Source organism: Actinomadura flavalba DSM 45200 (assembly GCF_000374305.1).
Classification (GTDB): domain Bacteria; phylum Actinomycetota; class Actinomycetes; order Streptosporangiales; family Streptosporangiaceae; genus Spirillospora; species Spirillospora flavalba.
The window spans coordinates 164998-187017 of record NZ_KB894096.1 but is presented as its reverse complement, the minus strand read 5'-3'; the positions used below and the strand labels follow the sequence as shown (position 1 = coordinate 187017).

Here is a 22020-nt window from a genome sequence, read left to right as displayed (position 1 = left end):
GGGGCACGACACCAGGGTTCGTGATCATCGAGGTCGGGGGGCCGGGCGTGGCGGTGCTGCTGGCGCTGGTGTCCTCGGTGATGATCGCGGCGGGCGGCGGGGTGGCGCTGCGGATCGGGGACCGCCGTCATCTGGTGCTGGGGCTGGCGGGCGGCATCGTGCTGGGGGTGGTGGCGTTCGACCTGCTGCCCGAGGCGCTGCACGCGTCGGACGCCGAGCTGCTCCACGTCCCCGCGCCGATGATCGCGTTCGCGGCGGGGTTCGCGTTGCTGCACGTGGTGGAGCAGGCCACGGCGATGCACCACGCGCACGAGCACGAGTACGCCCCGCACCGTCATCCGGCCGCGCATCCGGCGGTGGACGCGTCGGCGGGCCCGGTGGGGGCGACGGCGAGCACGGCGGGGTCCGGGCACCGGCACGGCGCGACGGCGGGCCGGCTGGCGGCGATCGCGTTGATCACGCACACGTTCCTGGACGGCCTGACGATCGGGCTGGCCCTGGACGCGCCGGGCGCGACGGGGCTGCTCGTCACCGTGGCGATCTTCGCGCACAACTTCGCCGACGGGTTCAACACGGTGACGTTCGCGTCGCTGCGCGACCCGGCGCGCCGTCCGGCGCTGGGGTTCCTGGCGGCGGCGATGCTGGCCCCGGTCGCCGGTGCGGCGCTCACCCAGCTCGTCGAGGTGCCGCACGGGGTCCTCGGCCCGTATCTGGGTTTCATCTCCGGCGTGCTGCTCTATCTGGCGGCGGCCGACATCCTGCCCGAGGCGCACAGCAACCATCCGCGCGTGGCGACGCTGCTGATGACGGGCGCGGGCCTGGCCGCGATTCTGCTCGTCGTCGCGCTGGCGCACGGCGGCGGCCACGCGCACTGACCGCCCGTTCCGGGAGAATCGCCCGGCACCGGGTGTTACCGATCTTTCACGGCGGGTAGATGCCGCTCAGCCGCCGTACCCGCGCGGCGGCCCCGGCGGGAGGAGCACACCCGTGAACACGCGCGCCCGGACCGCAGCCCGCACCTCGACCCGGCATCTGGAACGGCACGGCCCCGTCATCGACCATCTGCGCCGCCGGTTCCCCACGCTCGATCCGGGCGCGGTCGAGGACGCCGTCCGCGCCGCCGCCGACTGCGCCGAGCATCTGGACCGCGTCGTGGACGACCGCGTCGTGGAGCACCTGGCCGCCGACCGGCTGCGCGGCCGCCTGGCCACCCATCATCTGCTGCCCGAGGCGAAGCCCGCCGATCCGCCGGACGGGCGCCGGCGCCATCCCGGCGACGGCGCCCGCCGCTGACCCCGGGCGCGGCGGGGGCGTGCGGCGTCCCCGTCCCGGCGCGGGTTCTGGCTACGCTGCCCTCATGGACGCGACACGGCCCACGCCGGGCGGACGGCCGGTCGTCGTGGAGCGCGCCGTGGGCGTGGGCGGGGAGCTGGTGCTGCGCCGCGCCGGAGCGCACCACGAGATCATCAGCAACGGCGTGTTCCTCATGGACACCCGCGACGGCACCAGCGAACGGCTCCTGGTCGACCTGGCCGTCGCCGGGCTGCAGGCACCGGCGGCGCTGGCGATCGGCGGGCTGGGCGTCGGGTTCTCGCTGGCCCGCGCCGCCGCGCACGCGCACCTGACCGCGATCACCGTCGTCGAGCGCGAACCGGCGGTCGCGGCCTGGCATCGCGGGCCGCTGCGCCGGTGTTCGGACGGCGCGCTGGACGATCCGCGCGTCCGGCTGGAGGTCGCCGATCTGCTCGACTGGGTCGCCGCCGCGCCGGGCCCGTTCGACGCGCTGTGCCTGGACGTCGACAACGGCCCGCACTGGACCGTCACCCCCGGCAACGCGCGCCTGTACGACGACGCGGGGCTGGCGCGGCTGGCGGCGCTGCTCACGCCGCGCGGCGCCCTGGCGCTGTGGTCGGCCGGGCACGCTCCCGGGTTCGCCGACCGGCTGGCGGCGCGTTTCGCCGACGTCGCCGTCCATCCGGTGCCGGTGCCGCGCGGCGAACCGGACCTGGTCTACGTGGCGCGGCGGCCCCGTCCTCCAAAGGACTCGGGCCGGAACTTGTCGCCCCGCCCCACCCCTACCGGACATCCCCTTCGCTAGGTTGCGACCACACCGAAATCTCCTATCGACCTCAGCGGAGGAACCACCGTGGCCCTCACCCACGCCCCCCAGCGCCTCGTCCTGGGCGACCTGCTCCCGGGCGCCCGCGTCCGCGACGCCGCGCTCGTCGCCGGTTCGGCGCTGGCCGTCGGCCTGGCGGCGCAGATCATCGTGCCGTTGCCGGGCACGCCGGTGCCCGTGACGGCGCAGACGTTCGCGGTGCTGCTGTCGGCCGCCGCGCTGGGCGCGCCGCGCGCCGTGCTCGGCATGGTGCTGTACCTGGTCGCGGGCGTGGCGGGCGTCCCGTGGTTCAACGAGGGCCAGTCCGGCGCGTCGCTGCCCACGCTCGGGTACGTGCTGGGCTTCCTGCTGGCGGCGGCGGCCGTGGGCACCCTGGCCCGCCGGGGTGGGGACCGCACTCCGGCGCGCACGCTGGCGACGATGGCGCTGGGCACGCTGATCATCTACGCGGTGGGCGTGCCGTACCTGGCGGTGTCGCTGGACGTGGGCCTGGCCAAGGCGCTGTCGCTGGGCGCGACGCCGTTCCTGGCGGCCGACGCCCTGAAGATCGCGCTCGCGGCGGCCCTCCTGCCCGCCACCTGGAAACTGACCCGCCACTGACCGACACCCGCGAAGCTCCCCGCCCTACCCACCAAGAAAACCCGGGTACCCCGGACTCGCCGCGCTCCGGCGGCCGCCGGAGCGCGGCGAGTCCGGGTCGGGGCGCGAAGCCGCCCCGGCACGCGGCGGTGCCGGGACGGTGGGAGCGAGCGTCCTCCGCGTGGGCGGGGGGACGAGCAGCGGGCCCGGTCGCGGCCCCGGACGACCTTGACCGCCTCCCCCACGCGGGGCGGCCCGTGTGGCCAAGCAGAACAGCGCGGAGACCCGCGCCCTCCGCGCGGGGGGGGGCCCTGACCCGTGACGGCTGGCGTTCGGGCGATGTTTTCTGGGCTTGGAGATTGAGACGCTTCCGTGCTCGCGTCCGGAGGGCGCGGGCGGGGGGGGGGGAGAGAGAGGCGGGTCGTGAGCGAGTCGTGGACTTCTGAATGCAGGGTGTTTTCCGCGCGCGGAGGCGTCGGCTGGGCGGTGACGGTCGTGGAGGCCGGGGCCCGTCCGGGGCGTCGGCGGTGCGTGGGCGGGACTCGGGTGGGCTGGGGTGGTCGCTTCGGGTGGGGGTGTCGCGGGGGCGGTGGGGTGGGTGTGGTGCGTGCCTCACCGTCGGGGCGTGCGTTTGAACGGGTTCAACTCTCCCGTACAGTTGGGCGCGTGAAGCTCGCCGCGACTGCAACGGACCGTCTGACCGTCCGCACCGCGCCGGTCGCCGATCCCGGTGACCTGCTCGCGCATCTGCCGGCGCCCGACGCGCTGGCGTGGGTCCACCGCGGCGACGGCGTCATCGGCTGGGGCGAGGCGGCCCGCATCACGCTGCCCGCGGGCGCGGGGCGTTTCACCGACGCCGCGTCGCGGCTGCGCGAGCTGTTCGCCGGCGCCCACGTCGACGACCCCCTGGCCTTGCCCGGGACCGGTCCGGTGGCGTTCGGCAGTTTCGCCTTCACCCCGCACGCGCCCGGTTCGGTGCTCATCGTGCCGCGGCACGTGCTGGGGCGCCGGGACGGGACGGCGTGGCTCACCACCATCGGCGCCGAGCCGCCGCACCCGGGCCTGGTGCAGCCGTCCACCGCGCCGGGCCCGCTGACGTGGAGCGACGGGGCGCTGCCCGCCCCGGCGTGGCAGCACGCGGTCGCCACGGCCCGCGACCACATCCGGGCGGGCCGCCTGGGCAAGGTCGTCCTGGCCCGTGACCTGCGCGCGCACGCGGACGCTCCGCTGGACGCGCGCGTCCTGCTGCGCCGCCTGGCCGCCCGCTATCCCGCCTGCTACACGTTCGCGGTGGCGGGCCTGGTGGGGGCGACGCCCGAGCTGCTGGTGCGCCGGCACGGGGGGCGGGTGGAGTCGCTGGTGCTGGCGGGCACGTCGGCGCGCGGGACGGGCCCGGCCGCCGACGCGGCGCGCGGCGAGGCGCTGCTGGCCTCGGCCAAGGACCAGCATGAGCACGCCTACGCCGCCGACATGGTGCGGGACGCGCTGGGGCCGCTGTGCAGCGACCTGCACGTCCCCGACCGGCCCCGGCTGCTGCGGCTGCCGAACGTGATGCATCTGGCGTCGGCGATCCACGGCCGCCTGTCGGGCGACCGGTCGGTGCTGGACGTGGTGGCGGCGCTGCATCCGACGCCTGCCGTCGGCGGCGCCCCCACGGCCGCCGCGCTCGACCTGATCGCGGAGCTGGAGGGCATGGACCGGGGCCGTTACGCGGCGCCGGTCGGCTGGATCGACGCGCGCGGCGACGGCGAGTGGGGCATCGCGCTGCGCTGCGCGGAGGTGGACGGCGCGTCGGCGCGGCTGTTCGCGGGGTGCGGCATCGTCGGCGGTTCCGACCCGGCGGCCGAGCTGGCCGAGGCGCAGAACAAGTTCCGCGCGATGCAGTACGCCCTGGAGGGCTGAACCCGGCGGGTTCAGCGCACGACGTCCAGGACGTTCATCTGGAGCCCGTTGCCGTACGCGCGGTGTTCGACGAGTTCGAGTTTCTGGGTGTCCTTGTCGGTGTCGCTGAACAGGCGCTGCCCGGCGCCGAGCAGCAGGGGGAACACCAGCAGGTGGTAGCGGTCGATGAGCCCGGCGTCGGACAGGTTCTGGTTGAGGGTGGCGCTGCCGTGGACGAGGATCGGGCCGCCGTCGGTCCGTTTGAGCGCGGCGACGTCGTCGAGGGTGCGCAGCAGGGTGGTGTCACCCCAGCCGGTGGCCAGGTCGCCGTCGGCGAGGGTGGTGGAGACGACGTACTTGGGCAGGGCGTTGTAGTCGGCGAACTCCTCCATCTTGGGCCAGACGGCGCTGAACGCCTGGTAGCTGACGCGACCCAGGAGCAGCGCGGCCGCCTCACGCTGTTCGCGTTCCTTGATCTCGAACGCCTCGGGGAGGAACGCGGTGTGCTGGAACGTCCAGCCCGAGTTGCGGTAGCCGGGTTCGCCGCCGGGCGCCTGCATGACGCCGTCCAGGGAGACGAAGGCGGTGGTGATCAGGGTGCGCATGGATCGTCCTCGATGTCGGGCCGGGCGAGCAGGGTGGTGAGCCAGTGCCGCCAGGCGGCTTCGGCGCCGCCGGCGGGCCGCTCGAACAGGTGGTGGAAGAGCGCGGCCGGGCAAGCGCCAATCGACGCGCGTCAGAGCCGGGCGCGCTCGTCCAACGCGGGCGCCCGGTGGCGGGGGTCAGCGTTGGCAGTGGGGGCACCAGAAGAGGTTGCGGGTGGCGAGGACCTGGGTCCGGATCTCGGTGCCGCAGATCAGGCAGGGCTGCCCGGCGCGGCGGTAGACGTAGACCTCGCCACCGTGGCCGTCGACGCGCGGGGGGCGGCCCATGGCCTCGGGAGTGTGCTCGGGGCGGACGGTGTCGATGCGCCCGTCGCGGACGCCGTCGGCCATGAGGGCGGCCAGGTCGTCCCAGAGGGCGGTCCAGCGGTCGACGCCCAGGTCGCGGCCGGGGATCTCGGGGTGGACGCCCTGGCGGAACAGCACTTCGGCGCGGTAGATGTTGCCGGGTCCGGCGACGACGGCCTGGTCCATGAGCAGGACGGCGACGGGTGCGCGGCTGCGCGCGATGCGCGCGTAGGCGCGGGCGGGGTCGGCGTCGGCGCGCAGCGGGTCGGGGCCGAGCCGGTCGCGCAGGCGTTCGACGTCGCCGGGTTCCAGGAGTTCGCACGCGTTGGGGCCGCGCAGGTCGGCGTGGCCGCCGGCGGCGGCCAGGCGGAGCCGGACGGCGCCGACGGGCGGAGGCGCGGGGGCGGGCCCGAAGGTGTACTTGCCGTAGATGCCCAGGTGGACGTGGAGGGTGCGGTCGTCGTCGAAGTCCAGGAGCAGGTGTTTGCCGTGGGCGTCGGCGCGGGTGAGGACGCGGCCGTCGATGCGGGCGGCGCCGCCCGCGAAGCGGCCCTGGGGGCTGGTGGCGGCGACGGCGGTGCCGCCGAACACGCGGTGGTGCTCGGCGGCCAGGCGGTGGACGGTGTGACCCTCGGGCATGGCGGCCAGCATACGGCCGGGCGGGTCACCCGGCGCCGGCGTCCTTCATGTGGGCGAGGGCCTGCCGGTAGGAGGTGAGGGCGCCGGTCTCGGTGTAGGGGAGGCCGACGCTGGCGCAGTGCTCGCGGACCAGGGGCCGCAGCCGGGCGAGGGAGGGCCGGGGGACGCTGGGGAACAGGTGGTGCTCGATCTGGTAGTTGAGACCGCCGGTGAGGTAGTCGGTGACGGGCCCGGGGCGCACGTTGCGGGAGGTGAGGACCTGGCGGCGCAGATGGTCCCACCGGTCGCCGGGGCCGGGCATGGCCATGCCCTTGTGGTTGTGGGCGAACGAGGCGCCCAGGTGCAGCCCGAACAGTCCCTGGTGGACGGCGATGAGCGCCAGTCCCTGCGGGACGGGCAGCAGCGTGAACACCAGCGCGAGGTATCCGGCGGTGTGCAGGGCGAGCAGCGTGCCTTCCAGGAGCCGTTCGCGGCGGGCGCGGCCGCGCAGGTACAGGACGCTGGCGACCTTGAGGTTGAGCCCTTCCAGGAGCAGCAGCGGGAAGAACAGCGCGGCCTGGTGGCGGATGATCCAGCGTCCGACGCCGCGCCGCCCGGCGGCCTGCTCGCGCGTCCAGGCCAGGACGCCCTCGCCGACGTCGGGGTCCTTGCCGACGTGGTTGGGGTTGGCGTGGTGCCGGTTGTGCTTGTCGTTCCACCAGCCGTGGCCCATGCCGAGCATGAGGTCGCCGAGCAGCAGGCCCAGCAGGCGGTTGACGCGGTGGGTGGCGGCGATCTGCCGGTGCCCGGCGTCGTGGCCGAGGAACCCGGTCCGCGCCGACAGGACCGCCAGGGGGACGCCGAGCGCGACGGCCCACCAGGCGGCGCCGTGGGCGGCCAGGACGCCCACGCCCGCCCACGTGGCGGCGGTCGCCGCGACGTTGAGCCCGATCATCAGCGTGTACCGGCCGCGGCGGCGGCGCAGCAGTCCCTGGTCGCGGACGCGGCGGGCCAGCGGCCCGAAGTCGCCGCCGGTGCGGGCGGGCGGGCCCGGGACGGGCGGCGGGGCGGGCGGGTCGGTCACGGCGACGGTCATGCGGCCTCCATCGGTCGGGTGCGTCCATGACGCTACGGAGCCGGGGGCCGCCCGGTCGTCCCGCGCGGGAGCCAACCCCGACGTGGTCCTGCGGTATCGGGTGGCCGGGCGGCCCCGGCGTTCTCCCACCCTGGACGCCCGCGCCGCCGGGCGCAGGGGGGCCTGCACCCGTCCCGGAGGGGGCCTGCCCCCACCACCCCGGACGACCACCGCGAACGCCGCAAAGCGGACCCTGGGTAAGAGAAAGGTCGAGAGCGCCCGTTAAAATCACAAGTCATGACCCTCAGTACGCGCTGGATCACGCTGGACGGCGCCGTCAACGTGCGGGACCTGGGCGGCCTGCCGACCGCCGACGGGCGGCGGACCCGGCTGGGGCGCGTGCTGCGCGCCGACAACCTCCAGAGCCTCACGGTCGCCGACGTCCGTGTCCTGCTCGACGACTACGTCCTGAAGAACGTCATCGACCTGCGCAGCGACGCCGAGGTGCGGCTGGAGGGCCCCGGCCCGCTGACCCGCACGCCCTCGGTCACGCTGCACCACCTGTCGCTGTTCGCCGAGGGCGGCGCGCACACCGACGTCGCGGCCGACACCCCCGGTACCGCCGCCGGGATCGACCTCGACCGGATTCTGCCCTGGCAGCGCCGCGACGACGGCGACCTGCCCGAGCAGGACCGTTCGATCGCCCACTACGAGGGCTACCTCGACCACCGCGCCGACTCGATCGTCGCGGCGCTGCGGGTGATGGCCCGCGCCGACGGCGCCGCGCTCGTGCACTGCGCGGCCGGCAAGGACCGCACCGGCGTGGTGTGCGCGCTCGCGCTGGAGGTCGCGGGCGTGCACCGCGAGGCGATCGTGGACGACTACGCCCAGACCGGGGAGCGCCTGGAGGCGATCCTGCGGCGCCTGCGCGGCAGCGACACCTACGCCGCCGACCTGGACGCCCGTCCCGCCGACTCCCACCGACCGCACGCGGCCATCATGGACAAGTTCCTGGGCCGCGTGGACGAGCGGCACGGCGGCACCCTGGGCTGGCTGGGCACCCACGGCTGGACCGACGAGGACTCCGCCGCCCTGGTGGACCGCCTCGTCGGCTGACCCCCCGCCCCCCTCAGAGCCGAGGGGTCTCGGGGTCTCGGGGCCGAAAAGTCTCGTGGCCTGGGGTCTCGGGGCCGGGGGTCACAGGGTGCGGTCGACGCGGGCGGCGGCCAGGTCCGGCCAGGCGAAGGTGAGCGCCTGGCCGGGTTCCAGTGCGCCCCAGCGCGGCGCCAGCTCGTCCAGCCGCGCCACGATCCGCTCCACGGCCGCGCGTTCCGCGCCGGGCAGCTCGCCGGGGTCGGCGAGCGCGGCCGACCCGGGTTCCAGCAGCGCGGCGGCGCGGGCGTGCGGCGGGACCTGCCCGTGACGGCGCCGCCACACCACGTCGCACAGCGCCGCCAGACGCTCGGACCGCGCCATGTCCGAGTCGCCCGTGCCATGGTCGTCGCGGCGCAGCGCGTCCTCCTTGCGGCGCCGCCGGCGTTCGGCGCGGCGCCGCTCACGCGCGTCCCCGCCGCCGGCGTCATGGAACGAGCCGCCACCGGCGGCGGCACGGCCGTAGACGCCACCGGTCAAACGCAGCTCGGCCTCCACCACGTAGTGGACGAGGTCGTGCGGGATGTCGGGGTCGTAGCCGGGCGCCGGGTTCATCAGCCGTTCGGGCCGCCCCGGCACCGCCACGATCGTCGCGTAACGCCGCCACCCCGTCCGCGCGAAGGTCACCTGCATGCCCCCACGCTAGGCCGACCCCCCTCCCCCGGTCACCCCGTTTTCGCGCCGCCCGCCACCTGGAACAGGTCCCACCACCGGGCAGCCGCTCGATCACCCTCCTGTCCCCCGCCATCACCCCCCACCCCGCGCGGCCTCGACCCGCTCACCACCCGCGAACGCGAGGTCACCGCCCTGGTCGCCCGCGGCCTGTCCAACCAGGAGATCGACGCCCACATGGTGATCAGCCACCCACCGCCAAGACCTACGTCAGCCGCGCCATGACCGGACTCCGCGCCCGCGACCGCGCGCAGCTCGTCATGCTCGCCTGCGAATCCGGCCTGGTCACTCCTCAACGCGACTGACCGGAACCATGTACTGGGCTAGTCCCCTGCTGAGGGGTTTTTCTTTTTCCTTAAAATGAAGAGGGTGCAACTAACCCGACACCTTTACACAGTAAGGTAAGACAGGGGTGGAACGGCCGAGCCCTCGCGGGGTGACGGTCAGCCGGTCGTCAGCGTCTCTCGGACGGCCGCGTGCGCCGCCGTCCGCAGGTCGGCGTGCAGGGCCGCGTTCCTCTCCCGGTCGGTGCGGGCCTCCACGATCCGCAGCCCCTCCCCCGTCAGCGCCTTGGACAGGTCCCCCGCCGTCTCCAGGCGCCGGTACGGCAGCCGGTGCGCCTCCGCGACCGCCGCGAAGTCCACGCTGTGCGGGGTGCCGAAGACCCGCTCGAACGGGTCGGCCAGCGCCGCCTGCGGCAGCAGCGAGAAGATCCCGCCGCCCTGGTTGTTCACCACGACGATCGCCAGATCCGGACGGCGCTCGTGCGGACCCAGCAGCAGCCCGTTCTGGTCGTGCAGGAACGCCAGATCGCCCAGCAGCGCGTACGACCGGCCTCCGTGCGCCAGCGCCGCCCCCACCGCCGTCGAGACGAGCCCGTCGATGCCGCTCGCCCCCCGGTTGGCCAGCACCCGGATGCCGCGCCGGGGCCGCATCACCTGGTCCAGGTCGCGGATCGGCATGCTCGCCGCCGAGAACAGCAGCGCCCCGCCCGGCAGCCCCGCCGCCAGGTCCCGCGCCAGCCCCGGCTCGGTGACCTCCGCGACGGAGTCCAGCACCGCGTCCACGGCGTCGGCGGCGGCCAGGTCGGCCGTCTGCCACGACCGCAGCCACGCCCCGTCCCCCGACACGACCGGGATCTCCACCTCCTGCGCCACCTGCGTCGCCGACCGCACCGGGTCGGGCCAGCGCGTCAGGTCCGGCGCCAGCACGATGTGCTCCTCGGCCCGCCGCAGCAGCGCCAGCAGCGGCCGCGACAACCCCGGCTTGCCCAGCGTCACCACCACCTCCGGACGGTGCCGCTCCACGAACTCCGGCACCCCCAGCAGGAAATGGTGCGCCGACAGCGCGTGGTCGCCGTACCGGGCGTTGCCCGACGGCTCCGACAGCACCGGCCACCCCGCCATCGACGCCGCCGCCACGTACCGCTTGACGTTCACCGCCCCGTCCCCGACGACCAGCAGCCCCCGCCGCGTCGGCGGCACGTGCAGCACCGACCCCGGCGTGGCCGCCCGCACCTTCGTCCACGCGCCGGTCGCGTCACCGTCCAGCGGCTCGCACCAGTTCTCGTCCCCGTCGGGCACCAGCGGCTCACGGAACGCGACGTTCAGATGCACCGGCCCGGGCGCGGGCGCCAGCGCGATCCCCCACGCGCGGCTCACCAGCGACCGCCAGTACGCCACCATCCCCGGCCGGTCCTCCGGCACCCCGACCTCGCTGCTCCACCGCACCGCCGTGCCGTACAGCTTCACCTGGTCGATCGTCTGGTTCGCGCCCGTGCCGCGCAGTTCCGGCGGACGGTCGGCCGTCAGCACCAGCAGCGGGACGCCCGACTCGTGCGCCTCCACGACCGCCGGAAGGAAGTTCGCCGCCGCCGTCCCCGACGTGCACACCAGCGCCACCGGACGCCCCGACCGCTTGGCGAGCCCCAGCCCGAGGAACGCCGCCGACCGCTCGTCGATCCGCACGTGCAGCCGCAGCCGGCCCGCCCGGTCGGCCGCGTCCAGCGCCAGCGCCAGCGGCGCCGACCGCGACCCCGGCGCCAGCACCACGTCGGTCATGCCGCAGCGCGCCAGCTCGTCCACCAGGACGGTCGCCAGCGCCGTCGCCGGGTTCACCGCGCGTCCAGATACACGGCCGCGGCGTCCGCGCGCTCACGCCACCCGGACGGATCGGCCTCGAACCGGGCCAGCGCCGCCTCGTCCACCTCCGGACGCCGGACGGCCAGGACGCCGTCCACCGGCGCCAGCGGCTCGTCCACCACGTCGCCCTCCAGCAGCGACAGCGTCCCCAGCCCGCACGCGTACGGCAGCTCGGGCAGCGCCGCCGCCAGCGCCACCCCCGCCGCCAGCCCCACCGACGTCTCCACCGCGCTCGACACCACCACCGGCAGGCCCGTCGCCTCGGCCACCCGCAGCGCCGCCCGCACCCCGCCCAGCGGCTGCACCTTCAGCACCGCGATGTCGGCGGCGCCCGCCGCCTTCACCTTCAGCGGGTCCTCGGCGCGGCGGATCGACTCGTCGGCCGCGACCGGCACGTCCACCCGCATCCGCACCGCCGCCAGCTCCTCCAGCGTCGCGCACGGCTGCTCGGCGTACTCCAGGTCGAACCGGCCCAGCGACCGCAGGATCGCCACCGCGTGATCGACGTCCCAGGCGCCGTTGGCGTCCACCCGGATCTTCCCGGCCGGGCCGAGCGCGTCCCGGACGGCCTCCACCCGCGCCAGGTCGTCGGCGTCGGTCTGCCCGCGCTCGGCGACCTTCACCTTCGCCGTCGAGCACCCCGACGCCCTGGCCAGCGCGTGCGCGGTCGCCGCGTCCACCGCCGGGATCGTGGCGTTCACCGGCACCCGGTCGCGCACCGGCGCGGGCCAGCCCACCCCGGACGCTTCCCGGGCCGCCGCCAGCCATCGGGACGCCTCCGCCGGGCCGTACTCGGCGAACGGGGAGAACTCCCCCCACCCGGCGGGGCCGTGCAGCAGCGCTCCCTCCCGCCGCGTGACGCCGCGGAACCGCGTCCGCATCGGGATCGCGAACACCCGCACCCGTCGAACCCCCTGCACCGCGTCGGACAAGACGCCTAGTAGTACCACGGGTACGGAGACCAGTCCGGATCACGCTTTTCCAGGAAAGAGTCCCTGCCCTCGGCCGCCTCGGCGGTGCCGTAGGCCAGCCGCGTCGTCTCCCCCGCGAACACCTGCTGCCCCACCAGACCGTCGTCGATCGCGTTGAACGCGAACTTCAGCATCCGCTGCGCCGTCGGGCTCTTACCGTTGATCTTGCGCGCCCACTCCAGCGCCGTCCGCTCCAGCTCCGCGTGCGGGACGACCGCGTTCACCATGCCCATCCGGTGCGCGTCCTCGGCCGAGTAGGTGTCACCCAGGAAGAAGATCTCGCGGGCGAACTTCTGCCCGACCTGCCGCGCCAGGTACGCCGACCCGAACCCGCCGTCGAAACTGGCCACGTCGGCGTCGGTCTGCTTGAACCGGGCGTGCTCGCGGCTGGCCAGCGTGAGATCGGCCACCACGTGCAGGCTGTGCCCGCCGCCCGCCGCCCAGCCCGGCACGACGCAGATGACGACCTTGCCCATGAACCGGATCAGCCGCTGCACCTCCAGGATGTGCAGCCGACCCGCCCGCGCCGGGTCGATCGTGTCCGACGTCTCACCCTCGGCGTACTTGTAGCCGTCCCGGCCCCGGATGCGCTGGTCGCCGCCCGAGCAGAACGCCCACCCGCCGTCCCGCGGCGACGGCCCGTTCCCCGTCAGCAGCACGCAGCCGACGTCCGACGACATCCGCGCGTGGTCCAGCGCCCGGTACAGCTCGTCCACCGTGTGCGGCCGGAACGCGTTGCGGATCTCGGGCCGGTCGAACGCGATCCGCACCGTGCCGTGCTCGACCGCCCGGTGGTAGGTGATGTCGGTGAACCCGAACCCCTCCACCTCCGTCCAGGCGTCCGCGTCGAACAGCTCCGAGACCATGGGTGCTCCTTCTCCGGTGGGCGACGACCCTATTCAACCCGCCCGGAAAGTGAACACGTTCAGCGGGGTCGTCTACGCTGAGGGATCATGGACCGCCGCCTGCACGCCCTCGTGCTGCCGCCCGGCCCGCGCCTGCTCAGCGCCCTGGCCGCCGCGCTGGACGGCACCGGCCCGGCGATCTGCCCCCTCTCCCCCGCCCTGCCCGCCCCCGCCCGCGACGCCCTCCTCGACGCCGTCGCCCCCCACGCCGTCGAGACCCCCGACGGCCTCACCCCCCGCCCCGGCGGCATCCCCGTCGACGACGCCACCGCCGTCCTCGTCGCCACCTCCGGCTCCACCGGCGCCCCCAAGGCCGTCGAACTCACCGCCGCCGCCCTGCGCCACTCGGCCACCGCCACCCTGCACCGCATCGGCGCCGCCCCCGGCGACCGCTGGCTGTGCTGCCTGCCCACCGACCACATCGCCGGACTCCAGGTCCTCGTCCGGTCCCTGGTCGCCGGCACCGACCCCGTCATCGTCCCCCGGTTCGACCCGGCCGCCGCCGACGGCGTCGCGCACCTGTCCCTCGTCCCCACCCAGCTCCGCCGCCTCCTCGACGACGGCACCGACCTCACCCGCTTCCGCACCGTCCTGCTCGGCGGCGCCCCCGCCGCCCCCGGCCTGCTCACCGAGGCACGCGCGCGCGGCGCCCGCGTCGTCACCACCTACGGCATGAGCGAGACCTGCGGCGGCTGCGTCTACGACGGCGTCCCCCTGGACGGCGTCCGCGTCACCACCGGCGCCGACGGCCGCGTCCGCCTCGCCGGACCCGTCCTGTTCAGCCGCTACCGGCTCCGGCCCGACCTCACCGCCGCCGCCCGCGACGGAGCCTGGTTCCGCACCGCCGACCTCGGCGCCCTCACCGGCGGCGTCCTCACGATCTCCGGCCGCGCCGACGACGTCATCAACACCGGCGGCGAGAAGGTCGTCGCCGGAGACGTCGCCACCGTCCTGTCCCGCCACCCCCGCGTCGGCGACGTCGTCGTCGTCGGCCGCGCCGACCCCCGCTGGGGCGAACGCGTCACCGCCGTCGTCGTCCCGCGCGGCACCGCCCCCGCCCTGGACGAGCTGCGCGCCTGGGTCCGCGCCACGCTCCCGCCCTACGCGGCCCCGCACGAACTCCAGCTCGTCACCCAGATCCCGCTGCTGCCGTCCGGGAAACCCGACCGCGCCCGGCTCAGGAACCCCGACCCGCCCGCCCCGGTGCCGAACGTCACATGACACGCTGGACGCATGCCTCGCGCCCGTGACCAGCACTCCGAGAGCACGCTGACGGTCTTCCTGGCGTTCGCCGCCAACCTCGGCATCGCCATCGCCAAGATCATCGCTGCGGTGCTGACCGGATCGGCGTCCATGGCGGCCGAGGCCGCGCACTCGGTCGCCGACACCTTCAACGAGGTGCTGCTCATGGTCGGGCTGCGGCGCAGCGCCCGCGCCGCCGACCGCCGCCACCCCTTCGGCTACGGCAAGGAACGCTACATCTGGACGCTGCTCGTCGCCGTCGCGATCTTCGGGATGGGCGCCCTGTTCGCGTTCTACCAGGGCGTCGAGGCGTTCCTGCGCACCGAGGAGGAGGAGACCTCCTACCTTGTCGCCTACACCGTGCTGGCCGTCTCGTTCGTCCTGGAGGGGATCTCCTGGCGGCAGGCGCTCAAACAGGTCCGCGCCGACGCCCGCGCCGAGGGGCTGCCGTTCCTGACGTTCCTGCGCCGCACCGACGAGCCCACCTCGCTGAGCGTCCTACTGGAGGACTCGGCGGCCCTGCTCGGCCTGCTCATCGCGTTCGCGGGCCTGGCCCTGCACGAGCTGACCGGCTCGGCCGTCTGGGACGGCGTCGGATCGCTGCTCATCGGCGTGCTGCTCACCACCGTCGCGCTCGTCCTCGGCCGCGTCAACCTCAACCTGCTGATCGGCAACCAGGCCGACCCGCGCCTGGTCGCCGACGTCCGCGAACGCCTGGCCGCCGCGCCCGAGATCGAGTGGGTCGTCGACCTGGTCACGATGACGGTCGGCGCCGACCGCATCCTGGTCTGCGCCCGGCTGGACTTCACCGACACGCTGACCGCCGGCGACGTCGAGCGCGCCTGCGTGCGGATGGCGCAGGAGCTGGGCGAGGCGCACCCGGAGATCGACGAGGTCTTCCTCGAACCGGTCCCCCGCGACGACCCCGACCTGCGCGCCCGCGTCGTCGCCCGCTACGGCAAGGCCCTCGGTGAGACGCGGGGCGAGTCCGGAGACGCGTCCGTCGAGGGGTAAATCCCCCGCCCGCGTCCTTTACATAGTAAGATCGAGGTGGTGGAGCGACCGTTATGTGTCGACGCCTACCGGCCGGGAACAAGAACCCCTCCATCCGACGTTCCCGCTATTGCGCGCGTCACGAGAGAAAACGTCTCCGCCGCACCACCACACGGAAGGGAGGGGGGCGTCACCATGCCGCGATCCGCCGCCAAGACCCCGCTCACGCAGCCCGCGAACCCCGCGCTGGAAGCCCTGCTCGAGCGCGGCCGTGCCAACGGCCGCCTGTCGCTCGACGAGGTCCGCCGGGCGTTCGAGACCGCCGGGATCAGCCCGGCCCAGGGCCGGTCCATCCTGCGCGGGCTCTCCGAGGCCGGCGTCAGCATGGCCGGTGACAACTCCGGCGAGGAGGACACCGCCCCCGGCGGCAAGCCCGCCGCACCCCGCAAGCGCGCCCGCAAGGCCGCCGCCGACGGCACCGCCGTCCCCGCCAAGCGCGCCCCCCGCGCCAAGACCGCCGCCGTGACGGCCGTCACCGCCAAGGCCGCCGTCCAGGCCGCCCCCGCCTCCCCCTCCCCCGCCGACGACGCCACCGAGGACGACGGCACGTTCGAGGTCACCGAGGTCGAGACCGAGCCCCCCGCCGACCTGGACGACACCTCCACCGTCATGGGCGACTCGGTGCACACCTACCTCAAGGCGATCGGACGGCGCCAGCTCCTCACCGCCGAACAGGAGGTCGACCTGGCCCAGCGCATCGAGGTCGGCCTGTACGCCGAGCACAAGCTGGAGAACGAGGTCGGCCTCGACCACGAGACCCGCCTCGAACTGGAGTGGGTCGCCGCCGACGGCCGCCGCGCCAAGGCCCACATGCTGGAGGCCAACCTCCGGCTCGTCGTCTCGGTCGCCAAGAAGTACTCCGACCGGGGCCTGTCGCTGCTGGACGTCGTCCAGGAGGGCAACCTGGGCCTCATCCGCGCCGTGGAGAAGTTCGACTACTCCAAGGGCTACAAGTTCTCCACCTACGCCATGTGGTGGATTCGCCAGGCCATCCAGCGCGGCTTCGCCGACTCGGCCCGCACGATCCGGCTGCCCGTCCACGTGCTGGAGATGCTGAGCAAGCTCAGCCGCATCGAACGCGAGATGCACCAGCGCCTCGGCCGCGAGCCCACCCCCGAGGAACTGGCCGTCGAACTCGACAAGAGCCCCGAGCAGGTCCGCGAACTGCTGCGCACCAGCCGCCAGCCGATCAGCCTGGACTCCACGATCGGCGAGGACGGCGAGACCCGCATCGGCGACCTCATCGAGGACACCGACAGCCCCGAAGCGGGCGACCTGGTCGACCGGCAGCTCATGGCCGAGCAGCTTCGGCGCACCCTCGACATCCTCAACCCGCGTGAGGCGAAGATCATGGCGATGCGGTTCGGGTTGTACGACGGGACGCCTCGGACGTTGGACGAGATCGGTAAGGCGTTGGGGCTTACCCGGGAGCGGATTCGGCAGTTGGAGAAGGAGTCGCTTTCCAAGCTGCGGCATCCTAGTAATGCCCGGCCTTTGCTGGACTTTGCCGTGTAGGGCGGTGGGGCTGGTGGCTGTGTAGGGCTGGGGTTGCTGGTCTTGCTGGGGGATGGTGCGGCGGGACTTGTTGGTGCGAGGGGCGTGTTTGCTGCCGCGACTGCGTCGCGGGGGGTCAGGGCCTCTTTGGCACCGACCCCGGGCCCGGTTGTTCGCGTGTATACGGGTGTGCCGGGCCTTGCGTGGTTCGGGTTCACTCTTTAGGGCACGGGGATCATGGTCTGGGTTCTTCTTCGGGCCTCGTCGTAGCGGCGGAGTAGGAGGCGGGCCACCGTGTCGTGGGCGCCTAGTGGGGCGGCTACCGCGTCAGCGTCTGCCTTGGTCATTCGGGTGTGGAACTCGCCCGGGGCCAGTACGTACGAGGCCACCAGGACGCGTCTTGCGCCGTTCGCGCGGGCCGCCGCCACCGTCGCGCGCAGGGACGGGCCGCCCGACGCGACGAAACCGCACAGCACCGGGCGCCGCAGCCGGCGGCCCAGCAGCCTTGCCGCCGCCCGCACGTCCGCGACGCCCGCCGGGTCCGACGAGCCGGGCGCCGCCAGCACCACCGCGTCGCCCGCGCGCGGCGCCGCCGCCTCGCGCAGCCGCGCCGCCAGCGCCTCGGCCAGCAGCCCGTGCGGCCCCAGCGGACGGCCCGGCACCGCGTCCGGACGCCGCCGCTCCACCCGCCCCGGAATGTCGATCAACGCGTGGTAGCCGCGCGCCAGCAGCAGCGGCACCGCGACGACCGGCGCCCCGGCCAGCCCGTCCAGCGCGTCCTCCAGCCGCGGCGCGCTGATCTCGGCGAACGCGCCGTGCACCGGCAGCCACGGCCGCAGCTCCCGCACCCGCGCCAGCAGCCGCCCCGCCGTCGCCGCGCCCTCCGCGCTGCGCGTGCCGTGCGCCACCGCCAGCAGCGCGGGCACGCCCGGCTCACCCACCGGAGAACTCCGCCCGCACCGGCTCGATCAGCCGCGGGTCGCACGCCAGCCGGTACCCGCGCTTGACGACCGTCTCCACGATCCCCGACCGGCCCAGCCCCCGCCGCAGCCGCGCCACCGCCATCTCCACCGCGTGCTCGTCGGCCTGCGGACGCGGATCACGCGACCACGGCGCCCCGCTCAGCACCAGCCGGCTCGGCAGCACCCCGGTCAGCTCCGCCCGCGACACCACGTGCCCCGGACGCCGCGCCAGCGCCCGCAGGATCGCCATCGGCGCCGGCGCGATCGGCCGCAACTGCCCGTCCAGCACCACCGCGTGCCCGCGCAGCTCCAGCGACGTGCCGCGCACCTCCAGCAGCCGCGACCGGTGCCGGGGCAGCTCGGCCGCCAACGTCCGCACCAGCGCCCCGATCCGGGGCCGCTCCGGCTGCACCGTCGGGACGCCCCGCTCGGTCAGCGCCTGCGCCGTCACCGGGCCCACGCACGCCGCCACCACCTGCCGCCGCAACGCGTCCAGCAGCGGCTCCTCCAGCCCGTCCTCGGCCGCCACCGCCAGCGTCGCCGCGACCGCCGGGGCGCTGGTGAACGTGATCGCGTCCACCGTCCCGGCCACCGCCTGCCCGACCAGGCGCCGCAGCGGCGTGGAGTCGTCGGTGCGCGACCACCGGTACACCGGGATCTCCACCACCTCCGCGCCCGCCGCCCGCAGCGCCTCGGTGAACTCCGGAAGCTGCTCGCCGTAGAGCTGCACCGCCACCCGGCGTCCCGCCAGGTCGTGCTCCAGCAGGTACTTCAGCACCTCCGCGCAGCTCTCCGACGCCGGAGACCAGCGCTCCTGGAGCCCCGCCGACCGGATCGCCCCGCGCGCCTTCGGGCCGCGCGCCAGGATCGACACCCCCGACAGCCGCTCCATCAGCGCGTCCCGCAGGCCCCAGCCGTCGGCGGCCTCCAGCCACGCCCGGAACCCGATCGCCGTCGTCACCACCAGGTGGTCGAACGGCCGCGCCGCGCACGCCCGCGTCGCCTCCAGCAGCTCGACGTCGTCGGCCAGCGGGATCAGCCGGATCGCCGGGGCGTGCACGACGCGCGCGCCGCGCCGCTCCAGCAGCGTCGCCAGCTCCTCGTGCCGGCGGGCCGCGGTCACCCCGACCGCGAACCCGGCCAAGGGTTCATTCGCGGTGCTCATCGCTCGTCCCCACCTCCACCCGATCCCCCGCCGCCGTGCGGCGGACCGGGAAGACGCGCAGGGACACCGCCGGATCGTCCAGGCAGACCCCCGTCTCCAGTGCGAAGACCTGCTTGTACATGGGCGAGGCGACCGTGGCGGCATCGCCGCGCGTCCCGAGCAGGCCGCGCGAGATCACCTGCGCGCCGCTGAACGGGTCGAGGTTGGACAGCGCGTACAGCGCCCCGTCGTGGGTGCGGAACACCGCGACCTGGACGCCGCCGACGATCGCGCAGGCACCCCGTTCGGGCAGCAGATCGGCGTAGGCGCACACGTCGGTCCAGCGGGGGCCGCCCGGAGGAGCCTCCCGGGCGAGCGTCGGAGCGGGCGTCGGGGTCATCGGGCGGCAACCTCCAGGCGGGTTCCGGCCACCAGGACCGGCTTGATCTGGTCGCGTTCGGGCTCGAAGACGATGCTGGGATCGGGCGTCCCGGGAGCGTTCACGAAGGACACGAAGCGCCCGAGCTTCTCCGGGTCGTCCAGCGTGTCGCGCCACTCGTCGGAGTAGGCGGCGACGTGCCGCGCCATGGCGGCGTCCAGCTCGGCGCACAGGCCGAGCCGGTCCTCCACGATGACCTCGCGGAGGTAGTCCAGGCCGCCGTCCAGGTTCTCCAGCCAGCTCGCGGTGCGCTGGAGACGGTCGGCGGTGCGGATGTAGAACATCAGGAACCGGTCGATGTAGCGGACCAGGTCCTCGTCGGTGAGGTCGGTGGCGAACAGGTCGGCGTGGCGCGGGCGCATCCCGCCGTTGCCCGCCAGGTACAGGTTCCAGCCCTGCTCGGTCGCGATGATCCCGAAGTCCTTGCCCTGCGCCTCGGCGCACTCGCGGGCGCACCCCGACACCGCCGACTTCAGCTTGTGCGGCGCGCGCAGCCCCCGGTAGCGCAGCTCCAGCCGGATCGCCATCGCCACCGAGTCCTGCACGCCGTACCGGCACCACGTCGACCCGACGCACGACTTCACCGTGCGCAGCGACTTGCCGTAGGCGTGCCCGGACTCGAACCCCGCCTCCACCAGGCGCCGCCAGATGTCGGGAAGCTGCTCGACGCGGGCGCCGAACAGGTCGATCCGCTGCCCGCCGGTGATCTTGGTGTACAGGCCGAAGTCGCGGGCGACCTCGCCGATGACGATGAGCCGTTCCGGCGTGATCTCCCCGCCCGGGATGCGCGGCACCACCGAGTACGTGCCGTTCTTCTGGATGTTGGCGAGGAAGTGGTCGTTGGTGTCCTGGAGGGCGGCCTGCTCCCCCGCCAGGATGTGGCCGTTGCCCAGGCTCGCCAGGATCGACGCCACCACCGGCTTGCAGATGTCGCAGCCGCGGCCCCGCCCGTGCTCCTCGATGAGCCGGGTGAACGTCGTGATCCCCCGCACCCGGACGATGTCGAACAGCTCGGCGCGGCTGTGCTCGAAGTGCTCGCACAGCGCCCGGCTGACCTGGACGCCCGCCGCCGTCAGCTCGGCGTCCAGCAGGTTCTTCACCAGCGGGACGCAGCTCCCGCACGTGCTGCCCGCCCGGGTGCAGTTCTTGACCGCCGCCAGGTCGGTGAGACCCTCGTCGCGGACCGCCGTGCGGATCGTCCCCGCGCACACGTTGTTGCAGCTACAGATGACGGTCGCGTCCGGCAGATCGCCGCCGGACGCCGCCTCGGTGCCGCCGAACAGCGTCTGCTCCGGGCTGCCCGGCAGCTCGGCGCCCAGCAGCGCCCGCAGCGTCGGGTAGGCGGCGGCGTCGCCGACGAGCACGCCGCCGACGAGCGTGCGGGCGTCGTCGCTGACGACCAGGCGCTTGTAGACCCCGGCGACCGGGTCGGTGTAGGTGACGTCCAGGTGGCCGTCGCGGGCTCCGGCGAACGGGTCACCGAAGCTGGCGACGTCCACGCCCATCAGCTTGAGCTTGGTGGACGCGTCGGCGCCCTCGAACCGGGCGCCGCTCGCGCGCCCGGCGGCGCGGGCCAGCAGCGCGTCCGCGACGACCTCGGCCATGGAGAAGCACGGCGCGACCAGGCCGTGCACCTGGCCGTCGACGCAGGCGCACTCCCCCACCGCGTAGACGTCCGGGTCGGCGGTGCGGCAGCCCGCGTCCACCGCGACGCCGCCGCGCTCGCCCACCGGCAGCCCGGCGGCGCGGGCCAGCTCGTCGCGCGGGCGGATGCCGGCGGAGAACACCACGACGCCCGCCTCGACGGCGCCGCCGTCGGCCAGGGCGACGCGGGCGACCGCGCCGTCCTCCCCCGCCTCCAGCCCGGCCATCGGCGTGCCCGCGTGCACGGTCATGCCCAGCGCCTCGATGTGGCGGCGCAGCATGGCGCCGCCGCCCTCGTCGAGCTGGCGCGGCATCAGCCAGGGTGCGATCTCGACGACGTGGGTGCGGACGCCGAGTCCTTGCAGGGCGCGGGCGGCTTCGAGGCCGAGGAGTCCGCCGCCGATGACGACGCCGTTCGCCCCGGGCCTTGACATAGTAAGGTTGGTGCAGTGGGCGCGGAGGGCGTCCAGGTCGTCCAGCGTCCGGTAGGCGAACACGCCGGGCAGGTCGTGCCCGGCCACCGGCGGGACGAACGGCGCCGAGCCGGTGGCCAGCACCAGCGCGTCGTAGCCGATCGCGCGGCCGGCGGCGGTGCGCACGGTCCGGGCCGCGCGGTCCAGCGCCACGACCGGGTCGCCGGTGACGAGCGTGACGTCCGCGTCGTGCGGCGCGCAGGCCAGGTCGGCGTCCTCCGTCAGGTAGGACGTGAGCGCCACCCGGTCGTAGGCGGGCCGCGTCTCCTCCCCCACCACGGTGACCCGCAGGACCCGGTCCGGGTCACGCTCCCGCAGTGCCTCCACCAGCCGGTGACCTGCCGGGCCGTGCCCGACGATCACGACGTCGCGTACCGCGTGCCCTTCGTCGTTCATGGGCCGATCCTCAGCAGCGGCCGTTTCGCGGTTGCGTCGCCTCTGTCACCGGCGTGTTAAAAGCCGCTCACTTTGCAACCTAATCGTGGTCATACCGCAACCGTATCCTT

The 22020-nt window shown here is 74.7% G+C and carries 20 protein-coding genes; 9 read left to right on the top strand and 11 right to left on the bottom strand.

What is annotated here, in order from left to right:
• Nucleotides 1–20: 20 nt before the first annotated feature.
• The 5 genes from C229_RS0116850 to C229_RS0116830 all read left to right on the top strand — a co-directional run bounded on the left by C229_RS0116850 (nt 21) and on the right by C229_RS0116830 (nt 4600).
• Nucleotides 21–875 (top strand): ZIP family metal transporter, encoded by an 855-nt coding sequence (locus C229_RS0116850; RefSeq protein WP_018656259.1) that lies wholly within the window; start codon nt 21–23, stop codon nt 873–875.
• 112 nt (nt 876–987) lie between these two features.
• Complete coding sequence (locus tag C229_RS0116845) at nt 988–1293, top strand: hypothetical protein (RefSeq protein ID WP_018656258.1); 306 nt, start codon at nt 988–990, stop codon at nt 1291–1293.
• 64 nt (nt 1294–1357) lie between these two features.
• On the top strand, nt 1358–2098 hold the full coding sequence (locus C229_RS30920; RefSeq protein WP_018656257.1) for a spermidine synthase family protein: 741 nt from the start codon (nt 1358–1360) through the stop codon (nt 2096–2098).
• 48 nt (nt 2099–2146) lie between these two features.
• Nucleotides 2147–2719 carry a biotin transporter BioY gene (locus C229_RS0116835; protein WP_018656256.1) on the top strand — a complete coding sequence of 191 codons (573 nt, stop codon included), beginning with the start codon at nt 2147–2149 and terminating at the stop codon, nt 2717–2719.
• A 645-nt stretch (nt 2720–3364) separates the two neighbouring features.
• A complete protein-coding gene (locus tag C229_RS0116830) occupies nt 3365–4600 on the top strand; it encodes an isochorismate synthase (protein ID WP_018656255.1) in 1236 nt (411 codons plus the stop codon).
• An 11-nt stretch (nt 4601–4611) separates the two neighbouring features.
• Here the strand turns inward: C229_RS0116830 and C229_RS0116825 are convergent, their stop codons facing one another.
• The 3 genes from C229_RS0116825 to C229_RS0116815 form a co-directional block, all read right to left on the bottom strand.
• Entirely contained in the window at nt 4612–5184 is a 573-nt protein-coding gene (locus C229_RS0116825) for a dihydrofolate reductase family protein (RefSeq protein WP_018656254.1), read from the bottom strand.
• 177 nt (nt 5185–5361) lie between these two features.
• Nucleotides 5362–6168, bottom strand: coding sequence for an Fpg/Nei family DNA glycosylase (locus C229_RS0116820; protein ID WP_026313868.1), 807 nt, complete (start codon nt 6166–6168; stop codon nt 5362–5364).
• Between the two features lie 25 nt (nt 6169–6193).
• Nucleotides 6194–7243 carry a fatty acid desaturase family protein gene (locus C229_RS0116815; protein WP_018656252.1) on the bottom strand — a complete coding sequence of 350 codons (1050 nt, stop codon included), beginning with the start codon at nt 7241–7243 and terminating at the stop codon, nt 6194–6196.
• 276 nt (nt 7244–7519) lie between these two features.
• On the opposite strand from C229_RS0116815, the gene C229_RS0116810 reads away from it, so the two are divergent.
• Nucleotides 7520–8338, top strand: a complete 819-nt coding sequence (locus C229_RS0116810) for a tyrosine-protein phosphatase (protein ID WP_018656251.1) — start codon at nt 7520–7522, stop codon at nt 8336–8338.
• 81 nt (nt 8339–8419) lie between these two features.
• Here C229_RS0116810 and C229_RS0116805 read toward each other — a convergent pair whose 3' ends face one another.
• From C229_RS0116805 to C229_RS0116785, 4 genes are all read right to left on the bottom strand, one after another.
• Nucleotides 8420–9007, bottom strand: coding sequence for a hypothetical protein (locus C229_RS0116805; RefSeq protein WP_018656250.1), 588 nt, complete (start codon nt 9005–9007; stop codon nt 8420–8422).
• 482 nt (nt 9008–9489) lie between these two features.
• Nucleotides 9490–11163 carry a 2-succinyl-5-enolpyruvyl-6-hydroxy-3-cyclohexene-1-carboxylic-acid synthase gene (menD, locus tag C229_RS0116795; RefSeq protein WP_018656248.1) on the bottom strand — a complete coding sequence of 558 codons (1674 nt, stop codon included), beginning with the start codon at nt 11161–11163 and terminating at the stop codon, nt 9490–9492.
• Nucleotides 11160–12119: an o-succinylbenzoate synthase gene (locus C229_RS0116790; protein WP_033424472.1), complete on the bottom strand. Its 960-nt coding sequence runs from the start codon at nt 12117–12119 to the stop codon at nt 11160–11162. The genes menD and C229_RS0116790 overlap by 4 nt, the downstream gene beginning before the upstream one ends.
• 5 nt (nt 12120–12124) lie before the next feature.
• Entirely contained in the window at nt 12125–13024 is a 900-nt protein-coding gene (locus tag C229_RS0116785; protein ID WP_018656246.1) for a 1,4-dihydroxy-2-naphthoyl-CoA synthase, read from the bottom strand.
• Nucleotides 13025–13111: 87 nt separating this feature from the next.
• On the opposite strand from C229_RS0116785, the gene C229_RS0116780 reads away from it, so the two are divergent.
• From C229_RS0116780 to C229_RS0116770, 3 genes are all read left to right on the top strand, one after another.
• Entirely contained in the window at nt 13112–14284 is a 1173-nt protein-coding gene (locus C229_RS0116780) for an AMP-binding protein (protein ID WP_018656245.1), read from the top strand.
• A 12-nt stretch (nt 14285–14296) separates the two neighbouring features.
• Nucleotides 14297–15319, top strand: a complete 1023-nt coding sequence (locus tag C229_RS0116775) for a cation diffusion facilitator family transporter (protein WP_018656244.1) — start codon at nt 14297–14299, stop codon at nt 15317–15319.
• Between the two features lie 174 nt (nt 15320–15493).
• On the top strand, nt 15494–16873 hold the full coding sequence (locus C229_RS0116770) for an RNA polymerase sigma factor (protein ID WP_018656243.1): 1380 nt from the start codon (nt 15494–15496) through the stop codon (nt 16871–16873).
• A 200-nt stretch (nt 16874–17073) separates the two neighbouring features.
• Here C229_RS0116770 and C229_RS0116765 read toward each other — a convergent pair whose 3' ends face one another.
• The 4 genes from C229_RS0116765 to nirB are packed head-to-tail and all read right to left on the bottom strand — an operon-like array spanning nt 17074 to nt 21910.
• Nucleotides 17074–17793 carry a sirohydrochlorin chelatase gene (locus C229_RS0116765; RefSeq protein WP_018656242.1) on the bottom strand — a complete coding sequence of 240 codons (720 nt, stop codon included), beginning with the start codon at nt 17791–17793 and terminating at the stop codon, nt 17074–17076.
• Nucleotides 17786–18979: a uroporphyrinogen-III synthase gene (locus tag C229_RS30915; protein WP_033424470.1), complete on the bottom strand. Its 1194-nt coding sequence runs from the start codon at nt 18977–18979 to the stop codon at nt 17786–17788. Before C229_RS30915 ends, C229_RS0116765 begins: the two co-directional genes overlap by 8 nt.
• Nucleotides 18963–19358: a nitrite reductase small subunit NirD gene (gene nirD / locus C229_RS0116755; RefSeq protein WP_018656240.1), complete on the bottom strand. Its 396-nt coding sequence runs from the start codon at nt 19356–19358 to the stop codon at nt 18963–18965. Before nirD ends, C229_RS30915 begins: the two co-directional genes overlap by 17 nt.
• Nucleotides 19355–21910 (bottom strand): nitrite reductase large subunit NirB, encoded by a 2556-nt coding sequence (gene nirB / locus C229_RS0116750; RefSeq protein ID WP_018656239.1) that lies wholly within the window; start codon nt 21908–21910, stop codon nt 19355–19357. The genes nirD and nirB overlap by 4 nt, the downstream gene beginning before the upstream one ends.
• Nucleotides 21911–22020: the final 110 nt, after the last annotated feature.